19 protein-coding genes are annotated in these 20,544 nt (G+C 56.1%); 2 read left to right on the forward strand and 17 right to left on the reverse strand.

Annotated elements, in window-relative coordinates:
• Positions 1-533: 533 nt before the first annotated feature.
• From NUH19_RS03675 to NUH19_RS03705, 7 genes are all read right to left on the reverse strand, one after another.
• Positions 534-2,333, reverse strand: a complete 1,800-nt coding sequence (locus NUH19_RS03675; RefSeq protein WP_262315199.1) for a heavy metal translocating P-type ATPase — start codon at positions 2,331-2,333, stop codon at positions 534-536.
• Between the two features lie 44 nt (positions 2,334-2,377).
• Positions 2,378-3,565, reverse strand: a complete 1,188-nt coding sequence (locus tag NUH19_RS03680; RefSeq protein ID WP_262315200.1) for a DUF998 domain-containing protein — start codon at positions 3,563-3,565, stop codon at positions 2,378-2,380.
• A gap of 395 nt (positions 3,566-3,960) precedes the next feature.
• Positions 3,961-4,902, reverse strand: a complete 942-nt coding sequence (locus NUH19_RS03685) for a dihydroorotate oxidase (protein ID WP_262315201.1) — start codon at positions 4,900-4,902, stop codon at positions 3,961-3,963.
• A 390-nt stretch (positions 4,903-5,292) separates the two neighbouring features.
• Positions 5,293-5,721, reverse strand: a complete 429-nt coding sequence (locus NUH19_RS03690) for an Hsp20/alpha crystallin family protein (protein WP_262315360.1) — start codon at positions 5,719-5,721, stop codon at positions 5,293-5,295.
• Positions 5,722-5,919: 198 nt separating this feature from the next.
• On the reverse strand, positions 5,920-6,336 hold the full coding sequence (locus NUH19_RS03695; RefSeq protein ID WP_262315202.1) for an Hsp20 family protein: 417 nt from the start codon (positions 6,334-6,336) through the stop codon (positions 5,920-5,922).
• 131 nt (positions 6,337-6,467) lie between these two features.
• On the reverse strand, positions 6,468-7,742 hold the full coding sequence (locus tag NUH19_RS03700) for a tyrosine-type recombinase/integrase (RefSeq protein ID WP_262315203.1): 1,275 nt from the start codon (positions 7,740-7,742) through the stop codon (positions 6,468-6,470).
• 54 nt (positions 7,743-7,796) lie between these two features.
• Positions 7,797-8,171: a helix-turn-helix domain-containing protein gene (locus NUH19_RS03705; protein WP_262315204.1), complete on the reverse strand. Its 375-nt coding sequence runs from the start codon at positions 8,169-8,171 to the stop codon at positions 7,797-7,799.
• A 146-nt stretch (positions 8,172-8,317) separates the two neighbouring features.
• On the opposite strand from NUH19_RS03705, the gene NUH19_RS03710 reads away from it, so the two are divergent.
• Together NUH19_RS03710 and NUH19_RS03715 are read left to right on the forward strand one after the other, a co-directional pair.
• A complete protein-coding gene (locus NUH19_RS03710; protein ID WP_262315205.1) occupies positions 8,318-8,599 on the forward strand; it encodes a helix-turn-helix domain-containing protein in 282 nt (93 codons plus the stop codon).
• Between the two features lie 95 nt (positions 8,600-8,694).
• On the forward strand, positions 8,695-8,988 hold the full coding sequence (locus tag NUH19_RS03715) for a hypothetical protein (RefSeq protein ID WP_262315206.1): 294 nt from the start codon (positions 8,695-8,697) through the stop codon (positions 8,986-8,988).
• A gap of 761 nt (positions 8,989-9,749) precedes the next feature.
• On the opposite strand, the gene NUH19_RS03720 is transcribed toward NUH19_RS03715, so the two are convergent.
• From NUH19_RS03720 to NUH19_RS03765, 10 genes are all read right to left on the reverse strand, one after another.
• Entirely contained in the window at positions 9,750-10,676 is a 927-nt protein-coding gene (locus tag NUH19_RS03720; RefSeq protein WP_262315207.1) for a peptidoglycan recognition protein family protein, read from the reverse strand.
• Positions 10,651-11,004, reverse strand: a complete 354-nt coding sequence (locus tag NUH19_RS03725) for a phage holin (RefSeq protein WP_262315208.1) — start codon at positions 11,002-11,004, stop codon at positions 10,651-10,653. Before NUH19_RS03725 ends, NUH19_RS03720 begins: the two co-directional genes overlap by 26 nt.
• A complete protein-coding gene (locus NUH19_RS03730; RefSeq protein ID WP_262315209.1) occupies positions 10,997-11,272 on the reverse strand; it encodes a hypothetical protein in 276 nt (91 codons plus the stop codon). Before NUH19_RS03730 ends, NUH19_RS03725 begins: the two co-directional genes overlap by 8 nt.
• Positions 11,273-11,437: 165 nt before the next feature.
• Positions 11,438-11,557, reverse strand: a complete 120-nt coding sequence (locus tag NUH19_RS03735) for an XkdX family protein (protein ID WP_262315210.1) — start codon at positions 11,555-11,557, stop codon at positions 11,438-11,440.
• Complete coding sequence (locus NUH19_RS03740; RefSeq protein WP_262315211.1) at positions 11,557-11,865, reverse strand: phage infection protein; 309 nt, start codon at positions 11,863-11,865, stop codon at positions 11,557-11,559. Before NUH19_RS03740 ends, NUH19_RS03735 begins: the two co-directional genes overlap by 1 nt.
• Entirely contained in the window at positions 11,859-13,769 is a 1,911-nt protein-coding gene (locus NUH19_RS03745) for a DUF859 family phage minor structural protein (protein ID WP_262315212.1), read from the reverse strand. Before NUH19_RS03745 ends, NUH19_RS03740 begins: the two co-directional genes overlap by 7 nt.
• 14 nt (positions 13,770-13,783) lie before the next feature.
• Positions 13,784-16,543 carry a phage tail spike protein gene (locus tag NUH19_RS03750; RefSeq protein WP_262315213.1) on the reverse strand — a complete coding sequence of 920 codons (2,760 nt, stop codon included), beginning with the start codon at positions 16,541-16,543 and terminating at the stop codon, positions 13,784-13,786.
• Between the two features lie 14 nt (positions 16,544-16,557).
• Positions 16,558-18,075, reverse strand: coding sequence for a distal tail protein Dit (locus tag NUH19_RS03755; protein ID WP_262315214.1), 1,518 nt, complete (start codon positions 18,073-18,075; stop codon positions 16,558-16,560).
• Positions 18,072-20,162, reverse strand: a complete 2,091-nt coding sequence (locus tag NUH19_RS03760; RefSeq protein WP_262315215.1) for a phage tail protein — start codon at positions 20,160-20,162, stop codon at positions 18,072-18,074. The genes NUH19_RS03755 and NUH19_RS03760 overlap by 4 nt, the downstream gene beginning before the upstream one ends.
• Positions 20,152-20,535 carry a DUF5361 domain-containing protein gene (locus NUH19_RS03765; RefSeq protein WP_262315216.1) on the reverse strand — a complete coding sequence of 128 codons (384 nt, stop codon included), beginning with the start codon at positions 20,533-20,535 and terminating at the stop codon, positions 20,152-20,154. The genes NUH19_RS03760 and NUH19_RS03765 overlap by 11 nt, the downstream gene beginning before the upstream one ends.
• Between the last annotated feature and the right edge of the window lie 9 nt (positions 20,536-20,544).

Consider the following 20,544-nt stretch of genomic DNA (forward strand, 5'->3'; position numbering starts at 1 on the left):
CACGATTAATCTAGCACGCAGACATTCCGATTTCAATCCGCAGTCAATTTTTTTTGGCTATTTTTGTGTGCCTATAAAATTAAGTCTGAAGATGACGTTGTTCTCATTCTTGTGGCAAATATTGCGACTGCGTCATCGGATTGACGTCGTACCTACTTGTCTTCAGCTTGGTCTACCACCCAAAAGAGCCTTCTGCATCACCGATAACCTCGACCGCGTCCTGCGTGGCACCTGACGAACTCAAGGTGCCACCCCACTGGCACTACGCATTCGCCACTTCGCAGATCACCCTTGGATGTTGGCAACTCACTGAAAGACCCGTCACTGATGTCGCAGCCTACCACAAACCACAGCTGATCGGTTAGTTCAGACTCCATCACTTTTCCCGCTTCCCGCCTTCGCACCAGCGCAAACAACCCGCCTGGTATATCACTACCGCAGGCGGGTTGTTCTCGTGTCAACTGTAATTCATCTGTAATCTGCGCGAACGCGGTTCACGTCCGATGTCTATCACCGATTCGCTGCCAATCTACTTACCCCACCACCTCGCTCCGCCGCCCGGTACGGGCGCGGAGGGCGTAGAGGATGGTGACGGTGTCGACGACTTCTTGGAACATCGCGCCGATGATGGCGGGGATCACGCCGAAGGCTGCGATCAGCATCAGGCCCGTGCAGATGCCGATGCCGATCCAGACGGCCTCCCGGGCGATGCGCATGGTGTCTTGGCTGATCAAAACGGCGCTTGCGACCTTGGTCAGGTCGTCGCGCAGGACCACGGCGTCGGCGCTTTCCGATGCCGCGGTGGCGCCGTGGGCCCCCATCGCGATGCCGACGTCGGCGACCGCCAGAGACGGCGCGTCGTTGACGCCGTCGCCGACCATGATCACCGGCCGCTCGGTTTTGCCTAGGCCGTCCAGCACGGCGATTTTACCGGCCGGCAGCTGCTCGGCGTGAACCTGGTCGATGCCGACCTCGGCCGCGACCTCATCGGCCACGGCCTGGCTGTCGCCGGAGATCATCATGGTGTCGGCCACACCCAGGTCGTGCAGCGCCGCGATGGTGCGACGCGCCTCGGGCCGGGTGCGGTCGGAGAAGGTGATGACGCCGGCGTATTGGCCGGCGACGCTGACGTAGACCGCGGTGTCGGCGACGGTCTGCGGGGCGTTGGCGAAGCTGGCCTTGCCCGCCAGGACCTTTTGACCGGCGACGGTGGCGGTGACGCCGGCCGCGGTGGCCTCGGAGACGTCGGTGGCCGGCTGCAGGTTCTTGGCGCCGACCTTCTCGACCAGAGACCGCGCCAGGATGTGGCCGGACTGTTGCTCGGCCGAGGCCGCGAGGTTCAAGACGGTGTCGGCAGTGAAGCCGGCGGCCGGCGTCACGTCTGCGACGGCCAAAACGCCTTGGGTGATCGTGCCCGTTTTGTCGAACGCGACGGTCTTGGCCTGGGCCAGCTTTTCAATCGCCGTGCCGGACTTCACGATGATGCCGGCGCGGCTGGTGCGGCTCATGCCGGACACCAAGGCGACCGGCGCCGCGAGAATCAGGGGGCAAGGCGAGGCGACGACCAGCACCTCGGCCAGCCGCACGGGGTCACCGGAGAGCGCCCAGGCGACGCCGGCGATGACGTAGGCCAACAGCGTGAACGGCACGGCGTAGCGATCGGCCATCCGGACGAAATGGGCCGGCCGCGCCTCGGATTCCTTGACCAGCTTGATGATGCTTTGGTACTGGCTATCCGCGGCGGTGTGGGTGACGCTGACGGTCAGCGCCCCGTCGCCGTTGACGGTCCCGGACAGCAGCGTGTCGCCCGTGGTTTTGCCCACCGGCTTGGCCTCGCCGGTCAGGCTGGCCTCGGACACCAGGCTGTCGCCATCCGCCACGATGCCGTCAACCGGCACCAGCTCGCCGGGCCGCACGACGATCACGTCGCCGACCGCCACGACGTCGACGTCGACGTCTTGCAGGTGGTCGCCGACCTGGCGATGCGCCGTGGTCGGGGTGTTATCCAGCAGGGACTTGAGGTCGGCGTTGGCCTTTTTGGCGGCAAAATCCTCCAGCGCATCCCCGCCGGTCAGCATCAACAGCACGATCATGGACGCCCAGTACTCGCCGACGGCCAGCGTCGCGACCACCGCGGTGATCGCCAGCAGGTCGACGCCGAACGACCCGGAGGCCAGCGTCTTGACCATGTCGATGAACATCAAAAGCGCAATCAGGGAGCCCAGGATTGTGATGATGCCCTGTGCCCACAGCGGCTGGTGCAGCGCGAACTCGCAGAGCACCGCCACCACACTCACCGCAAGTACTGCCCAAAGCCGTCGATAATTTCTCATCCCATTAGCCTCCCACTCATTTCTTTCCCTTAATTATAATGGTTCTAATCTAGCTTGTCCAGCTCGATTGTCACCGGCCAGGCGACGGTCCCCGCCGCCGCCAGCGTCCGGATGCGGTTGAACAGCAGCAGCAGCCAGCCGAAGCCGATCGCAAACCCCTGAATCTCAAACGCGGTCAAAGACGGCCAGCGAAAAATGCGAAACCCCAGGTTCAGCGCCATCAGAATCGCCCCGGCGGCGTAGGAGCCCCACAGGAACTCGCGGGTCACGCCGGGCAACAGCCACCGCAGCCCGACGATCAGAATCGTGATCATCGTCACCAGCATCCCCGCCACCTCGTCGTGCAACAGGTGCCAGGCCGCGTCGTTGGGGAACACCCCGACCAGCCCGAGGTCGATGGCAATCAGCGTCAAAATCACGCGCAGCGCCGTCAGCCGCCAGTTGTGCGGGTACTTCGCATGCAGCAGCACGAACAAGTAGTCGATCAAGGCGATCATGAGCAGCGCCGACATCAGTAGCGTCAGGTTGAACTGCCAGGCGTTGCTGGCCATGGTCGTGCCCAAAAAGCTCAGGTTGTACTGCCACCACTGGCGCTGCCCGTTGGCCGCCATCGAGATCACGACCCCGGCGATGATTACCACGGTCAACAGCATCGTCAGGGCCCGGGCGTCGATGGTCAACGCCGCCCCCACCATGAACGCGTTGGCGATGGTCAAAAACACCATGAACACCAGGGCCGCGGTGATGCGGTCGAACGACGCGCCGGGGAACATCTGGCCAAACACCCAAAACAGGCCGACCAACGACTCCCCTAAGATCACGACAAAGGCCAACAGCACCGCCGGTAGGTTGCGCCAATACAGCCTTGGCGCCAGGCGGTCCGCGCTGTCCTTGCGGTTTTTAATGAAGAAACCGGCGAACAAAAGCGTCCCGGACACCAGGCCGCAGCCGATCACGAAGCTGGCGATCGAGTAATCGCCGCCGGTCAGCCACAACACCGGGTAGCCCTGGCTGAGCCAGTACAGGTAGACCCCCAGCGTCACCACCGCCGACACGATCAGCGGCCACACCAGAAACAGGCCGCGGCTGCGCAGCCGCTCGGCCTGTGGTGGGCGAATCACCACCTGGTTGTTGTCCACCACCAGCTGCATCTCCGTGCCGGCGTCAACGCCCAGCTGCTGACACACCACGGCCGGCAGCCGCACGGTCTGCCGCGTTACTTTATCTTGCATAAGCTCCTCCACTCCCGAGGCGAACCCCTCTTGCTCACATTATAACGTATTCGGCCGCACGGTGGCACCGGGGTCAAGACCGTGTCGCGGGGCCGGGCGGCGGGATTGCGTCGCTGGGGCCGGTGTCGGGTCGCTCGCAATAACGTCAGTCGAATGACACGGCCTGTCACCGAAGACCACCGGCAGCCGAATGCCGGACGGGGTCGGTCGCCAGCGGCTACGGCCCGGCGAAGGACGGGGCCGAGCTCGCCCCCTCCGGTGAGCGAACCGCACCGACGGCAAACGGCACCCGGGTCGCGTGACCCGGGTGCCGCTTGTGTGTGGCGCCGACCGGCTTGGCCGCTCACCCCAAGTCGCGGTTCTGGCAGGCCGGAACGCGGCTTGGCAGCGTCGCCCTAGTCCAGCGTCTTGAGCTTGCCGCGGAAGTCGGCAATCGTGTTGTAGCCCTTCAGCGCCATGATGGAATCGAGCTCTTGGGCGATGCGCTTGAACACCGCCGTGCCCTCGTAGCCGAACTGGGTGCCGATCTGAAGCATCGAGGCGCCGCACAAAATGTGCTCGAAGGCGTCGCGCCCGTTCAGGATGCCGCCGACGCCGACCACCGCGATTTCGGGTTTCAGGCGCTGCGACAGGGCCCGGACGTTGGCCAAGGCGGTTGGCTTGACGCTGGCGCCACCGATGCCGCCGAACCCGCCCTTGGGCCGAATCGCGACGGTTTCGGTCTCCGCGTTGACCACTAGGCCGTTGCCGACGCTGTTGATGGTGGTGACGAAGGTCAGCGGGTACTGGTTCAGCACCGCGGCGATCGCGTCAAAATGGGCCAGGTCGAAGTACGGCGGCAGCTTGACGCCCAGCGGTTTGTCGTAAAACGCGAACACCGCGTCCAGCGTTTTGGCCGTCTGCTCGAAGTCGTAGCCGGTTTGCGGATGCCCCGGGACGTTGGGACAAGAGAGGTTCAGCTCGACGAAGCCGCGGTACTCGGAGGCCTGAATCTCGTGTAGCATCGCCAGGTTGTCTTCCAGGCTGGTGCCGGCGATCGACAGGAACTGCGTGGCGGTCGGCCGCTTGATCTGATCGGCCAGCACGTAATCCAGGTAGTAGGCCAGGCCGTTGTTCGGCAGCCCCATCGAGTTGAAGCTGCCGTGCGGCAAGGTGGTCATGCGCGGCTCAGGATTGCCCGGCCGCTTGTTCGGCGTTGCACTTTTGGTCACGTAGGTGCCGGCGGCGGAGGCCACCAGCGCGTCGAGGTCACGCGCAGACTGGCAGCGGATCCCCGCGGCGTTCATCAGGCAGGTGCTGAAGCGGCGGCCGGCGATGGTCGTAGCAAGTGTAGACATTTCATCGATCTCCTTTTGGCTGACTGACTTATCCTGCCTATCGTACACGTTCTGGCGCCGACTTGCACCCGCTTTCGCCGGAAAATCGCAAAAAATGCGAACAAAAAAAGGCCGAGCCCGATTTGGGTTCGGCCTTTCCACAGCGGCAGCTGAGAAGACAATTATTGGAGTGAGCGGCGGAGGAGCCGCCGGGAGTCCGTTCGGGCTCCGCGGTGCAACGCCAGCGCTAGGCTAGCCGACTCGCTAAATTCGCGCCGCGCCACCCTCTCTAACGCGTTCCACCGAGCAACGCGGGTGCGGCTGGCTACGCACCGCCACTCGGGACGAAGACCACGTCCCAAGCGTCGGCGCTAGGCTAGCCGACCCGCTAAAGGCGCTCGGCTCCACGCTCTAATTAATCTCAATCGTGTGCGGGTTCTTTGGGGTTTCCGTCAGCTTTGGCAGGGTGATGGTCAGGACGCCATCCGCGTACTTGGCCGCGATGTTGGCCTCGTCGACGTTCGGCAGGCGGTAGCTGCGGCTCATCGCGCCGTAGCTGCGCTCGCTCATCAAGACGTTGCCCTGCTTGTCTTCGTGGTCGTTGAAGTCATCCTTTTTCACGCTGATCGACAAGATGTTGTCTTGGTAGTTCAGCTTGATGTCGTTCTTCTCGATGCCCGGCACGTCGACCTTGGCCACGTATGACTTGTCGTTCTCCTTGATGTCGGTCTTGAGCACCTTGCTAGTTTCGGTCGGCACGAAGTTATCAAAGAAGCGCCGCCCCATGTCAAAGAATGGATCCGTCATCCAGTCATTGCGATTCATCAAATCATTAGCCATCATGAATTCCTTCCTTTCCAAACCGGCGGGACGTCTATCGCCCCACCCAAATCTTTTTCCGACAAAACAGCTTGGCCTTATCGCCAAATTCATGCTAACAACACGGCCGCGGCCGTCGCAACTTTGCGGCTTGCGGAATTGGCAGCAGCGCCTGGCCTGCAACTGTCTGCAGGCCGCGCCGGCTTTCCGCGCCTTCTGTTACTGAATGTCGATGTGGTGGTCGCCGGTCGAACTGCCCGTGAGCTTCGGCAGCGTCACGGTCAAAACGCCCAGGGCCAGCGTCGCGGTGATGTCTTGGGCCGCGACGTTCGGGATACGGAAGCCGCGGCTGACGCGGTCCGTTTTGCGTTCGCGCAGCACCGCGCCTGCCGCGTCGTCCTCAGTCGCCTTGGCGCCGACGGTCAACACGTTGTCCTGGTAGTTCAGCCAGATGTCTTGCTTGTCGCGGCCCGGCACGTTGATCTTGAGCACGTAGGCGTCGGCCGACTCGGTGATGTCCGTCGGCAGCCCGGCGTCACCGGTCGATGGCAGGACCCCGCCGAAAAAGCGCCGGCCCAACGCGTCGAAGAACGGATCCGCCAGCCAATCATTAGTCATCAATACGTCATTTGCCATCATGAATTCTCCCTTTCATTCCGTGCGGCGCCTCTCAACGCCCCACCTCTTGTTTACATAACCCATGTTAGTGCGATTTAGCACTCGTGTCAATCGAGTGCTAACGAAAAATTGCACCTCTCTACCACCGGCTAGTAGAACTCAAGTACAGGCTGGTCTGACGGCGTTTTGAGAGGCTTACGTGGCTTAGACGGCTGGGGAGCGGTTTCAGCTGACCGTCCTTCTGACTTCCCAGCAGGTGTTTTCGGCTCATCGCCTTTCATGTACTTAGCAAAGGCATCCGCGGCCTCTGTCTTTACATCTTTACTGATATGCGCGTAGACCCTCAGTGTAATCTCAGGGGACTCATGGCCTACCAGATGCTGTACGGTGCTTACACTCGCGCCAGAGATAAGCATGTTACTGATATAGCTGTGTCGGAACTTGTGGATTGAGATAGCAGGCTTTAGATTGTTGTCATCAATAATCTTCTTGAGGCGGTACGGGATGGTGGCCTTAGCAATGTGCTTGTTTTGTCGCCCATTAAAGACATACTGCTTAGTGCCTTCATTTTTCCAGCCCTTGATGATGAGCTCTTTTGCCTGTAGCTCTTTCCAGTCCTTCAGTACCTTTACAGTCTCCCCATCTAATGGGACCACCCGGTTACCAGCTGGGGTCTTAGGTGGTTCAATCTTGCCACCCTTTACCTCTCTACTGTTAGACAGGGTTTTGGTCACCTTGATAGCACAAGCTACCAAGTCCACATCACCCCACTGCAAGGCAATTAGCTCACCATGCCGTAACCCCGTGTATGCCAAGGTGCGGAAAATCGCGTAGTCCTTTAAGTTAGTATCACGGTCAATGCAACTGAAGAACTTATCCATCTGGTCCTTGTCCCAGAAAAGGTCTTCATCCTGTCCCTTGCGATGAGGGATTGGTGCAGACAGCCCTTTGGTGGGGTCTACCTTAGCCAGCTGTGATGCAATCGCAAACTTGAACACGGCCCGGGTGAAGCCCAGTGCGTCGTTCGCTAGGTACTCAGAACGCTTTTTCCAGCCGGTTATGGCTTTTACAATGTCTTCCCGCCGGATGTAGCCAATGCGCATCTGACCAATAGATGGGTACACATATTGTTCGATTGCCAGCCTTCTATCAATCTTAGTAGACTCACGCATGTTTAGCTTGCGCTCTTCCCAATACTTTTCTGCCACATACTTAAATGTCAGCTTAGAGGGCTCGCGCACGTTCTTGTGTTCGTCAATGTCAGACTGCATCTTAGTAGCCGCCATGCGTGCGGCCTTTTCAGTGCTGAATCCCCGGCGGGTGGTTGTTTCCTTCTTGCCTGTTGCAGGGTTCACCCCTTTGTAAATCTTAAAGTAGTACTGAGTGCTCCCGTCTTTCGTTGTGTATGCTTTAATAGTTGCCATTTTATTTTCTCCCTTGTCTACGCTGGCAGGCAGTGACTTGGGTAAATCTAATGGCTAGTTCTCTTCTGGTTCTACCATCGACTTAACAACGGTGCGCATTGTGCTTATCTGTTGGCTAGTCAGAGCTTTTCTTTTCCAACTGTAAGCAACATCATCTGTTGCGAGGTCTACACTCTTCACCTTTTTTGGCTTATCCGCGGATGCTTCCTTGAGCATTTTTTCAGAGTTCACTCGTTTTGCAACCTTGGTCTCTGGATACTGATTAAGCGCCCACATGATTGCATCCATTGACTGGCGCTTAGGTTCTCGCGTGCCATTTTCATATGACTGAATAGAGGATAGGGACAACCCCGCCGCCTCTGCTAGGTCTTTCTGAGTCAGTCTTCTACTTGCTCGCATTGACTTAATCAATTCACCGGATTCACTCACTTCTGCACCTCCCTGAAATTTGTGTGTAAAACGTGCTACTTTGTGTTCTTTTAGTGTTGACCCACCAAAAACATCGTGTTACTCTGTACCTGTAAGAAAATAGTAGCACAAACTTGTACAAATAGGAAGGGAGAGGTTGTACAAAAATGACACAAAACACATTGAGCTCGCTGTTGTCTGAAGAGTACCAGCAACAGTTGGTGGATAACCTGACTGAGCTGATGCAGGAAGCGGTGAAACACATGGGCGATGCTCCCAAGCAATATCCAGAATGGATGGATGGGAAGCTGGCGGCAGAGTACGTTGGTGTCAGCCGTACCACGCTGTCCAACTGGATTAAGCTGGGTCTTGCGTATAGCAAGGTGAACACCCAAGCGCGGTTCCGTAAATCAGACTTAGATGGGTTCTTGATGCAACACAGTTACTAAAATCACACGCTGGCAGGCAGTGACCGTACCACTACCCTAAATGCTTCTGCATAAATGCACCACAACCTGCCTCACCCCACAGAAAGGACAACCACATGATTAATGACACCGCAGTAGCCGACTACATCACCGGATTGGCCATCCTCGCTCACAGCTTGCCTGCTGGCTTGAGAGACGCCAATGGTGACAACCTACAGGCCGACATGGTCCAGAGCCTGAGAGACCTAGCCGCAGAGCTGGGCGTGAGCGCAGAGGTTCGCTGGGACGTGCAGGGCGAGCCCGATGACGTGGCAGTAGTTGACCGCTCGCTACTCCAACATCTCAAGCAGGCTGGCGACACGCTAACCATGCTGCTCGAATCCACCCCAGGAGGCCCAGCTGATGATTGACGCCATCTTCGCCACCCTAGTTACCCGCTGTTCGCCTCACGTTTCAAACATCATTAGTGGACAATACAGTGTTTGAAACGTGAATCCCAGTAGCAGAGGAGCACCTCATGCAAGACACAGAAAAAGCCGCCAAGCGCGCCAACGCTTAACGGCCCAACTAACTGAATAGTTGAAGCTCACAACCTACGCCAATAGGTTAGAACCTGTGTATCTGATAGGATACGGGTCCATTGTACCACGTGAGCTCTGTTGATGCTCATGCCCTGCGCATCGTCGAATCAAAGTCAGGTGGTCAGCTAGAGCCGATGCAATAAGTCCAGCCGGTGTGAGGGAGCAGTCACCTCTCATATCGTCATATACGGGCGTCTACGGCCCGCCGGACTCAAAATGGTAAACGGTAGGGTGTGGACGTTCTGCGTGCAGAGATGCACGGGGGTTCATCCAGCCAATCAACCTAATCGCGGTGTCTACACGAGTCAGACCGCACGTCGTAAAGACAGATAAACCTCAGACTCGGGTTGATGGTGTCCTGGGCAGAACTGGGGCTGAGAATGGATGTCTGTTGGATTCGACGTGATAATCACGCGATGATAGCGGGGCTGTGTATGGAATCGGGGCTTGGCCCCACACAGTCGGCCTTCTGGTCGAGGGGGTAGCTATCAGGAATTCCACAGCCCCCGGAATTGGCACACATAAGCACTTGAGGATGCACTAGCCTAGATACAACAAAAGCCCCGGCCATTTAGGTCGAGGCTATTTGTTTAGAACGGACGTTTGCCCGCGTTAAGCTGTTGCTGTATGTAGATGACCAGTCGGCTGTTCGGCGAGATAACCCCGTCCACTGGTGTCCCAGCCGCGCGCTGCATTGCTTTGATAGTAGCTGGTCCGAGCAGGCCATCTGCCTTGAGTCCCAGAGACCGCTGAATCGCCGCAATGACTTGAGAGCCAGCGGGGTTCGTCGTGTCATACTGGAATCCTGTGACCGCACCCTTGTAGTTCTTCCATGGGTACTGGCCAGAGATGACACCATCTACAGGCGTCTTGTAGACCTGCTGTAACCGTTTGGTAGTCGAAGCTCCCCAATCACCATCCACAGCCAGCTTTCCGGCAGAAGCGCTTGTAGCCCTCGCCTTGGCCACTGTAGACGATGCTGAGCCGGTCCCCGTCGCATGCCCTGCCTTCAGGTCCTTGGCGAGTTGTGCCTTCGTGATGCCAATGGATGCCAGATACCCATAGGGGTCCGAGTGGTCCGAGCCGCCATAAGTCCGTGAGCACCAATTATGTGTCTTGATGCCATAGGTCCGATTGTTGTCATCCAGAGTCAGAGGCACGCCGTACTGCTTGGCCATCGTGACAGCCAACTCGACCCACAACTTATACGCCTTGAGTGCCTTAGTCTTGTTGCTGAACTCACACAGCTCAATCTGCACTGGGGCGTAGCTGTTCACATTCCCAGCCCCCCATGCTCGATACCCGGGTGTCCCAATCTGATAGGCGACCTTGTCGTCAACCGCAAAGTGTACGAAGGTCTCGGCACTGCGCCACGTCCGGTGCTCGAAGTTCGCGACGTTGTAGGCTGGTGCATTGGGTGTTGCTGTGCTGTGAAGGACTAGGATGTGCCCATGAGTCCGTGAGGTCTGAATACCAATCGCCAAGCTCTTGTTAATAGCCGGTAGTGTCATGCTCATCTCTCCCTTCATGCAGTTGAGCCTTGAGGTCTAGGAACGCCTTCTCGACAGCCGCGCTCACCATCGCCTTATCAGCCTTAGTGAATCCCATCTGAGCCAGCGACTTTGACACCCCTTGGACAGCCACAGACTTCTTGGCCGCGCCGGTCAGTTGCTCCGTGACGCCCAATTGTTCTGCCGCAGTGACAGCCGCCTTGGCCAGTGGCTCAATCGTCTGAATCAAGGCCACTGCCTGTTTTGATGCAGTCAATTTACGGCCAAAAAAGGCTGCGATAATTGGAATCACAGCCACAACAACACTGACAACCAAGTCAGTCACATTATTCATTTGTCTCCCTCATCTCTATGCCAAGCGCCCTCACGCTCTTGCTCAACGCCTCAATCTGCTTCGTCTGTTCATCTACCTTGGCCTGCAACTCAATCACCTGAGCCTTGAGGTCATCGCGCTCCTGGGTGATTTTGTCCAGCCGCTCGAATAGCTCATTGGTGTGGTCAGCGTAGACGCCCTCGTGGTCATCGTGCTTCATCTTCTCGACAATCACAGTGCCTGCAACACCTATAGCGGCACTAATCGCCGCAATCCATTCCACCGCCATCAGTCACCAGCTCCCTCGACTGCTGAGCCATCCTTGTTCACTTCAACCCAGTAACGAGTGTCGCCCAGAGCTGGGTCTTGGTCGTTGCCGTCATACACCGCCCCCACGATGCCGAGGACCACCAACCACTCGGTCCAACTGAGGCCTAACATTCCATGTACCAATTCACTTCACTTCGCTTCCTGTGATTTTCTTGTATTCCTCCGCGGTTATCATCAGCCCCACATATGGCGCAATGTCGATGCCCCATGCGTAAAACTGTTCACACTGCTCAAAGTCTGTCATCAGCCTGCCTCCAATTTTGCCAATTTCAAGGCCAGCGCCGCCAGCATCTGCTGCTCAGGCGTTGGCTGCGGAACTGGATTTTCTAGTTCTTCCCGCTTGGCCTCGTCAGTCACCAGTTGGCCGTCAGTGTATCGTGTAGCGCCAATGATGATGTTATCAAGCGCAGCTGGCGTCACCTCAACCGCGTTCGTAGTATCAAATGGCGTTTGCCATGCTTTACCGTCGTAGAACTCTTGTTGCCATCCGACGATATAGCCGTCTGTATCAGTGTCGAACAGGACATGTATCTTATCTTTAGATTCTACCATTCGCGTACCTCCCGCATTACGAAGTCTGCCGACTCACCGGTTATCATGTTAGTGTCCTTCCCTTTTAGCGTCGTTTTGGATACATATAAGTACTTTTGCGTCTTATGTCCACCCGAAGCAGTATGCAAAGGAAAACCAACACCTGCGCCATTGTGGTCCGTAGCTGCTGATTTAGGGATGTATTGGTACTGCCAGTCTGAGTTACTCCCCGCGTTGGTACTCCCATAAGACCAGACAATCATCCAACCATTGAGACAGTCTGTTATGGCTTTCGACGGTGTACAAGTTGTTGAACCCGCCATACCCCAAGCACCGCTCCACAGTAGCTTGCCAACGTTGTTAAGCTGTATGATTTGGTCAGGCGTCAACGTGGCACTGCCGCCGACGCCGGATAGTGTGAGCGCGGTAGCCTCGAGACCACCGCCAAAGCTGCCACCGCCTTCGATGTGTAAGCTCCCCGCATCGTAGATGTCACCCAACACGTCCAGAGTTCCGTTCTCAGCCACCTTACCGATACCAACTTGGGTCTTGCCCCAGGACATCAGGACATGGGCCACATCGAGCCCAATCATGACCGTGGTGGACATACCAGCCGCATCAGTGGCAACCAACTTGATTGTGTAGTCCTTGGTGCCATCGTAGCCATCACCTAACACAGCCGTGCCTTCACCCTTAACGTCTGGGACCAAGATGGTCCGAACCTGAGTGAAGCTGGTGGCCCCTGCTTCTTGTCGGCTGAAGTTGAGAGTCAGCGTGTTCTTGCCATTGATTAGTGGCAGGTCCGAGCTGGCGACTGAGTACACCACAGAGCAGTATTGGCCGTCTGTGACGAACCCGCCACTTGAGTTGGACCGTGTCGCAATCGCTGTGATGACCTGAGGCGGTTGGTAGGCCGTGACAAGCACCGTGATTGACTTAGAGGCCGACTGACCACGCGAGTCCGTGACAGTTGCCGTGACCTTGAGGTTGCCACTCCCAGAGATGACGTCTGATGTGGAACCACTCGAATAGGTCTTCCCCTCGAAGCTGATTGTCGTGGACTTGATAGTCGCACCATGAGTAGCCGATGAACCGCTGACGCTCAGGCGAAGCTGAGAGACATTCTGCACATAACTACCAGCCGTGAAGCGTGAAGTCGCCTCAGAATTCGCCTCTGAGACACTGATTGTGCCGACTGTCGGGGCTAACTCACTAGATGGGAGCGACACCGTGCTTTTGGCGGTTGCCATGGACCCAATCTGAGTTGTGCCCGAGTGAGTAGACATGACCCAATCAATCTGCACAGATGTGACCGTGCCCATCTTCGCCGTGATTGCCGAGGTGGCAGATGAGTTGAACGTGAGCGACTGCTTGCCCGCTTTCAAATCCTTCCATGTCTGAATGATGGTTGAGCCGAAGCGCGCATCAATCACATGGGTGTAGCTTGAGCTGTGCGCCGTGATGGTCATGGTGACAGGTGAGCCAAGTGAGGTGCTGGCAACGCTGGACATGGTGGACTGGCGTGGAATCGTGGTCAGTGCAAAATACTTGGTTGCCACATTGCAGGTTGGGACTGTGACGCCTGACCAAGCAATCCCCATTGAGATGCTGAACGTAATCGCGAGTTTCCCGACACCAGTTGAGGTGTGATTGATGGTGTCCGTGCTCGTGGTGATGGTGGACGTGGTGTTCGCAGAACCGTTAATTGATGCCGAGCCCGTGTGCTTGTTCCCGTTGACGTTCAGCGTGTATGCCTTAGTCGAGGCCCCGGTAATCCGCCCGTAGCTCTTGTGAATCAATTGGACAGTCGTTTTGACAGTACTTGTGTTAGCTGTAACTGACTGTGTCGCTGACCAGCTTATCTTGATTGCCAATTGAGACTTCGTACCTGGAACAATCGTTGTGTAATTACCGCTTAATGCCATCTAATCCCTCCTTCCTATGCTCCAACGAACGTGACCGCAGTGGTCTCGCCGTCCGAGCTGTATTTACTTATTTTGTGGTAGCCGAGCGTGAGGCTGTTTAGCACCTGTAAATCCGAGATGTACATTTTCCGGCCGTTCACGTAAGCCACCTGCTTGCCGCCGTCATTGAACGTCATCTGCTTGTTGTCGATGTTGATAGTAAGGGCCGAATCGGACTTGCCCAGTGTTAGGCCATCTTGGTCGAATTGCATGGAGTTCTGCACATCGGCGATTGTCTGTCCTTGGTCACTCACCGTCTGAATCATGGTGTCTACAGTCGTTCTGACAGCACCAGCCGTCTGTTCGACCTGAGATAGCCGTTGAACCGTGGCTGAGGCGTCATCACCCAATCCGCTGATTGCATCTTGGATAGCCTGCTTGTCTTGGTCATTGGCATCCTGAATGTTCTGGAACTCATCGCTGGACAAAACTGTCTGCGTTATTGCGTCAGGGTCGAGCTGCTGCATCGCTTCGTCAAGCTGTGAGGATAGGCCATCTGCTGACTCGGTGAGTTGCTTGACCGCCGAATCAATGGCTTTTGCGTTCACGTCGATACTGGCCTTGTTGGTCTGCGTGGCGGCATAGGCGGCCGAAGCTGAACCTTTGGCGTCGTTGGCGGCAGTTTGAGCCGAAGAGGCCGCAGACTTAGCTGCATCAGCCGTTGACTGTGCTGTTGCGACTGTCTTTGACACTGCCGTGATGTCGGCGTTCGTGTCGCCTAGCTTAGTTGTGAGAGCTTGCTGGCCTTCCTTGAGTGACTCAGCAGTAGCTCGCATGTCGGATAGGTCGGCCTCAATCGTGTCAGACAGGTCAAGTGACCATTGGTAGCTAGATGGTGTCGTAGGTGCCGCTTCGTTGAAATCAGCACACTGGCCGCGGTACTTGTAGGTTTTGCCTGTCACTTTGGTTGTGGCGAAGTCTGTGATGCCATCAAGGCTGTTGGCCCAAGCGAAGTGAACATAGGTGGTCTTCCCATCCTTGCCCGGCGTACCAGTTTTACCCGTGTCGCCTTTTTCGCCCTTGAGGGAAGCAAGCCACTCAGCTTGAGTTCCAGTAAAGCCATTTAGCTTGGCAACCGTGTAAGCAGAATCACCTTGGTCACCCTTCTGACCCGGGCTCCCATCAGCCCCCATCTTGGCGACTGAGTAGCCTGTCTTTGTCATTTTGTCTGTGTAGGTCCAGACCGTCTTAGTCCAAAGGTAGCCACCAGCATCAACGGCTGGAATCGTCGAAGACCAGTCTGAAGTAGGCATGACAGTCCCGGATTCCCCGGCGGCATAAGTGATGACTGTTGAGGTGATGCCATTACCGTCACTACCTTTGTCACCCTTGCTACCCGGCAAGCCATCAGCGCCCGCCTTAGACACGGCGTACATCGTCTTGGACGTTCCATCCGTATACGAGAATACGGTCATGGTCCAGAGGAACTGACCTGCCGGAACCGCCGGAACATCTGCTGTGTAGCCGTCTGTTGGCGCGTCGGTGCCGCTAGTCCCCACGGCGTAGCTGATTGTCGTGGATTCAATGCCGACACCATCTGCACCCTTAGCTGCGGCCTTCACTGTCTTCAGCTGGTCTGCCAGCTCAAGGACAATTGGGTCAATCTGACTGGTCTCAATCAGCGCGTCGCCAAACGTTGCCTCATGAGTCTCATTGGCGTAGCTGTCCTTGAGTTCGAGTAGTCTGGTCACGAGGTTCAGCCCAGAATCTTCATCGACCAAATGCACCGTGTCGCCAACTTCAACGCCTTCTGGTAGCACCGCAATCTGGACTAGGTAATTCACAGCCGCGTGGTTGTTAGCCTTTAGGTCAGTCAGCATCGAAGTCAGAAGGCTTGCCTGCGTTGTCGCTGTATAGGTCTTGACCCGCTGGATGTGATGAGCGGTTGGGTTCGGGTTGGAGTTGCTCAGTGTCCGAGACCACAGTTGAACCGCCACCGTGTCCCTCAGGATGCCGTCATCAGGATTGAGAGTGTAGCGACCATCGGGGTCAGTCCACTTGTAGCCCTTGAGTGAGATTGGGGTGTCCTTGCCCTCAGGTGTCCCGCCAGTAGCCTTGATGGATGTGAACAGGTCATAGATAGAGCCGGTTGTCTTGATGGAGTCGAGGTGAGTGTTGACTTCCATGCGCTGGCCCTTGTCGGCACCAATGTGCTTGAGAACATCGATGTAGCGCTTGACCACCGTCGTCCCGTCTACCTCAAATCTGAAGTCCAGTTCTGCACCAAACTGCGTTGCCACGCTCTCCATCCGAGTTAGGACCGTCTCATCGCCGCTGTCCCACTTCAGGGTTCGGGTCAGGTTGGATATTTCGTTGATTCCCAACTCAAACCCAGAATCATAAGTGAACGCCTTGAAATAGTCAGCGAACTTCAGTGCCTTAGTCGCAGTGTAAGTACCGACGGTGTCATTAATCAGGTCAACACCACCAGACTCGGCAACAAACTCAAGCGTGCCTGATTGTGGGTCGAAACCGGGGTCAGGCCATTCCATGATTGTTGCGAAGACATACTTACCGCGTGGGTCCTGATAGAGCAGGAAGTTGCCCAGAGCGGCCATAGTCTCAAGCTGGTCAGAGTTCTCAGGCTCTGTGACAAGCGTGCCAGTGTAGGTGCGCCCAACGGCAGTCGGGACCAGTTGGTCATCCGTGTCATTGATTATCTGGATAGGACCATCACCACCAGCACTCGCCGTGCCAAGGTAGTTAAATTTTCTATCAGAGAAATAAAAGTCCATGTGCTCCCCCTTTCCTAGTAGTAAGCCTCACGCCACTGGACACTTGCATCCGCAGCAGTCGCCCAGTCGCTGATGACAGGTTGTAGGACGTTGGCCCCGGGTTGGAGCTTGAAGCTGTCCCACATGTTGCCTACACGTTGTAGTGTTGGGTCCGGTACACCGTTGACATAGACTGTCTTGGTTGCAATGTCGGCCATGATGACGTCACCGATGCCAAAGCGGTTAGGCTGGTCATTCCAAGTCTCAACGTTAATCCAGTCGATGCTCAGGTCCGTCCAGCACATGTAGCAGGCGGCTGTGGTTGAGTATTTCTCCATCCACAGCGTCACACCATCAATCGCGGTGGCCCCGAGTCCAGGCAACGTGATTGGCAGTGACCATGAGGCACCAGTCTTGACCTTGCCCTTGCTGTCAACTTCGGTGACCTCTGAAATCTTGAAGACCACGTCATCCCCTTTGCGACTCATCTGGACTTCACAGAAATCGCCAGAGAACTTCTTGGCGTTCAGAGCCACCGACTTGAGCATCTTGTCGCCTTGCCAGCACTCAAAGGTCTTGGTGAGGCTAGTCTTACTGGAATCACGAAGCACGCAACTGATTGCTACCTTGCCAACTGATTCGAGGGTTATCTCCATTCGTCCCATCGACTTCACGGCACTCTTGAATCTCAGCCGAGCCTTGAGCAGTAGCCCACCTGTCTGATTCCCCGCGCCGTTAGCCTTGATTGCGCCATGCAGGCTTGGACCATGCCAGACCTTGTCTGAGACCGACGCAAAAACGGGGAATGCGAGTTCCCCATTCTTGACTGGCTTACCTTTGATGTCTGCACCATAAACAATCGAGCCGGACTGTTTGTTCGGGTACTTAGGGTCATTGAGGCGGTTAGGGTAGCTGGTGACAGCACTGGCATTAGTCTGTGAGCCACTGGGCGCGCTTCGGAATGTCCATCGAATCGGGCGCTCATTGTTGACACTCGTATTGCCATCAACCTCATCTGTCGAACCGAATTGCAGGACACCACCTTGGTCATTGGCCCATGCGACTAGTCCGTTGTCAGAGTTGCAAGTCACGCTTAGGATTGGTGCCACCGGGGCGCTCCCTTCAGTCGTGAGTTCCAGTTCGGTATCTGTCGTTCCAGACACCTCAGTCGGTGTGGTTGAGTGAGCCAAGCCATCGGGCACCTTGAACGTGATGGTGAACTGTCCGTAGTTGTTGGTCTCAGACATATCAATCTGACCATCGGTAATTGCGAGGTAGTAGAGCCCGGCCTCATCGCCGAACGTGAGCACTGCTGGTGATGGTGTGGTCAGAATTCTTGCTATCTCACGCCGCTTCTCTGGCATGTCATCAATGATGGTGCAGGCAACCTTAATCGTCGCCACGTCTGCTGCTGACCGCATAAATCGCCGCCCATTGGACACACCGACTTGCTGAAACGTGCCTGTCCTGTTCGGGCCGATGTCACGGGTGACTTCGTTGGTAATCAGCAGCGCGCTCATGTCAGTTCCGTTGAATGTCCACGTGTATCTCATCGAATCCCTCCCATTCTGTTTTTAATTCTCTTGAGTCTATCTAGGTCAACCCGGATAGCCGGTGCCATCTCTCGACTGACCTTCTTGCCGTCGATGTTTGCATCTATGTGAAGTTCCAAGATGTCGCCAGTCGAGCCACTTGCCCCGCCAGCCATCGCAATAGCCGGATAAGATGCAGTAGCCGTTCTGAAGGACAGTTGTTGAACTGCCGCAGTGGCCATGCTACCAGTTGTGCCGTAGTCCATCGTGAGCGACGGGACGCGGTCTTCAATTCCTGTTCCCAGTGTCTGCATGGCGCTATAAGCCGAGCCAGCATACTTCTCGATACCAACGCCAATACCTTCAACCAAGTAGCGGCCTATTTCATCACGCATGACACGCGATGGCGAGTGAATCTTGAAGAATGACTTCAGACTGTTCAGGACACCCTTGCCGAATCCAGCAATCTTGTTCCTAATCCAACCCGCCATGTTGGAGATTCCTGACCAGAGTCCCTTAATCAGATTCTTGCCGACGTCAAGAAGGTTAATCTTCTTCAGGCCGTTAACGATTGACTTACCAATCTTCGCGACTTGTCCGACCAGCTTCGGCATGCTCTTAATCAGCCCTGCAATCAGTGACAAAAGCAGCTTACCACCCATGACAAGGATTCGCGGCAGGTGTTGGACTACTACCGCCAGAAACTGTTTGATTAACGTTGCTGCTGCGCTGATGAGCTTAGGCAGGCGTTGGAGAATACCGGAAACTAGTTGACCAAGAATCTGCATACCGGATTTTGCATACTTCGGGTAGTTGGCCTCCAGTACATTCAGAAATCGAGCCACGGCAGAGATTGCGCTCTTGCCGATTGCAGGTAGATTCTTGATGATGCCGTCGACTAGGCCTAGCAGCAGGTCTTTCCCCGCGTTGAGAATCTTTGGCAGATTTTGCATAAGAAATCCAACGAACATAATCACCATGCTGCTTGCCGTAGAAATCAATTGTGGGAGCGACTGCATAATGCCATTCGCAATGTTGGTCAGAATTTTTACACCGGCACTCAAGAACGTCGGCAGCTTTGCTGCAAGCCATTCCTGAATTGCGAATTGGATATCACCTAGGCGTGAGATGAACTGTGGCATACCGGTTGTGAATCCGCCAGCCAGTTGAGACAGCATCTTAGCCCCAGCCGACATGAACTGAGGGGCCGCTGTTTGAACGAACGTGACAATGGCCGCTGGTAAAGCAGTCAACACATTCGTGACCATCGGAATGAAGTTCTGAAACAGGAACGTTGAAACCGTAGTTGCCAAGGCTTGCAAGTCGGGCCCAATATTCATGCCAAGAGACAGCTTGCCCAAGACGTTAGACGCCGCAGCCTTCATCGAATCGAATGACCCACTGAAGGTTGATGCCGCTTCCTTCGCCGTGGTGCCGGTGATGTTCAGCTTGCCTTGAATTGCGTGGATAGCCGAATACACATCGCTCAGATTGCTCATGTTGTACTTCACGCCGGTAATCTTCGTGGCGTCAGACAGCAGACGCTTCATTTCATCTTGAGTACCGCCGTAGCCCAGCTTCAGGTTGTCCAGCATCGTGTAGTTCTGCTTGGCGAACCCTTGGTAGGCGTTCTGGATGTCGCCGATGTTGGAGCCCATCTTGTTCGCATTGTCCGACATGTCAACCATAGCCATGTTGGCCTTGTCAGCCGCTTTGGCTGTGTTGCCACCCATCGATTGCAACAGTGAGGCACTGAAGCTGGTGACGTTCTCCATGTAGTCGTTAGCGCTCAAGCCCGCTGTCCGATAGGCTTGGTTAGCGTAGTCCTTGACCTTGCCGGCCGAAGACTTGAACAGCGTCTCGACACCGCCCAGTGATTGCTGAAGTTTGGCACCCTCTTGCAATGAGGATGAGATGGTCTTCACCATTACCGCCCCAGCCGCAGCAGCACCTGCCGCCACCGCAATCTTCATGCCAGCGCCAATCTTGCTACCAGCGCTTGAGCCAGCGGATTCGGCCTCCGGGTCCAGTTGTTTCTTGAGCATGCCTGAGATGCCTTTAGCACTTGGCATAATCTGGACGTATGCTTGGCCTAATTCAGTTGCCAATCACAGCGCCCCCTTCCATTAGTTTCTGCCTTGCCTTGATGAAGTCTTCACCTGATGAGAATGTTACTTGGTCTACCTGCTTTTGCGTGGTAGTCCCCAAGAGCGCACTCACGATGGAGTTAGGCCGGTTGTTCCCGGCTTGTCCGTCCTCAGTCTTAGACCAGAGCAGAAGGCTCACAGCATCCGTTATCTGCGCCATGAGCAGAGTGTCGGTGGTGACAGACTGTTCGGACATGCGCATCATGATTCGTGAGTCATCTCTGAGCCCAGACGCAAAAACGGCCACCGTTGTTAACGGCAGCCGCTTGTAATCGAGGATATGGTACGTTTCCGCCAGGTCACAAACGAGTGCATCCTCATCGGTGTTAATCATCTTGGCAAG

This window comes from Lacticaseibacillus parakribbianus (assembly GCF_025490915.1).
Classification (GTDB): domain Bacteria; phylum Bacillota; class Bacilli; order Lactobacillales; family Lactobacillaceae; genus Lacticaseibacillus; species Lacticaseibacillus parakribbianus.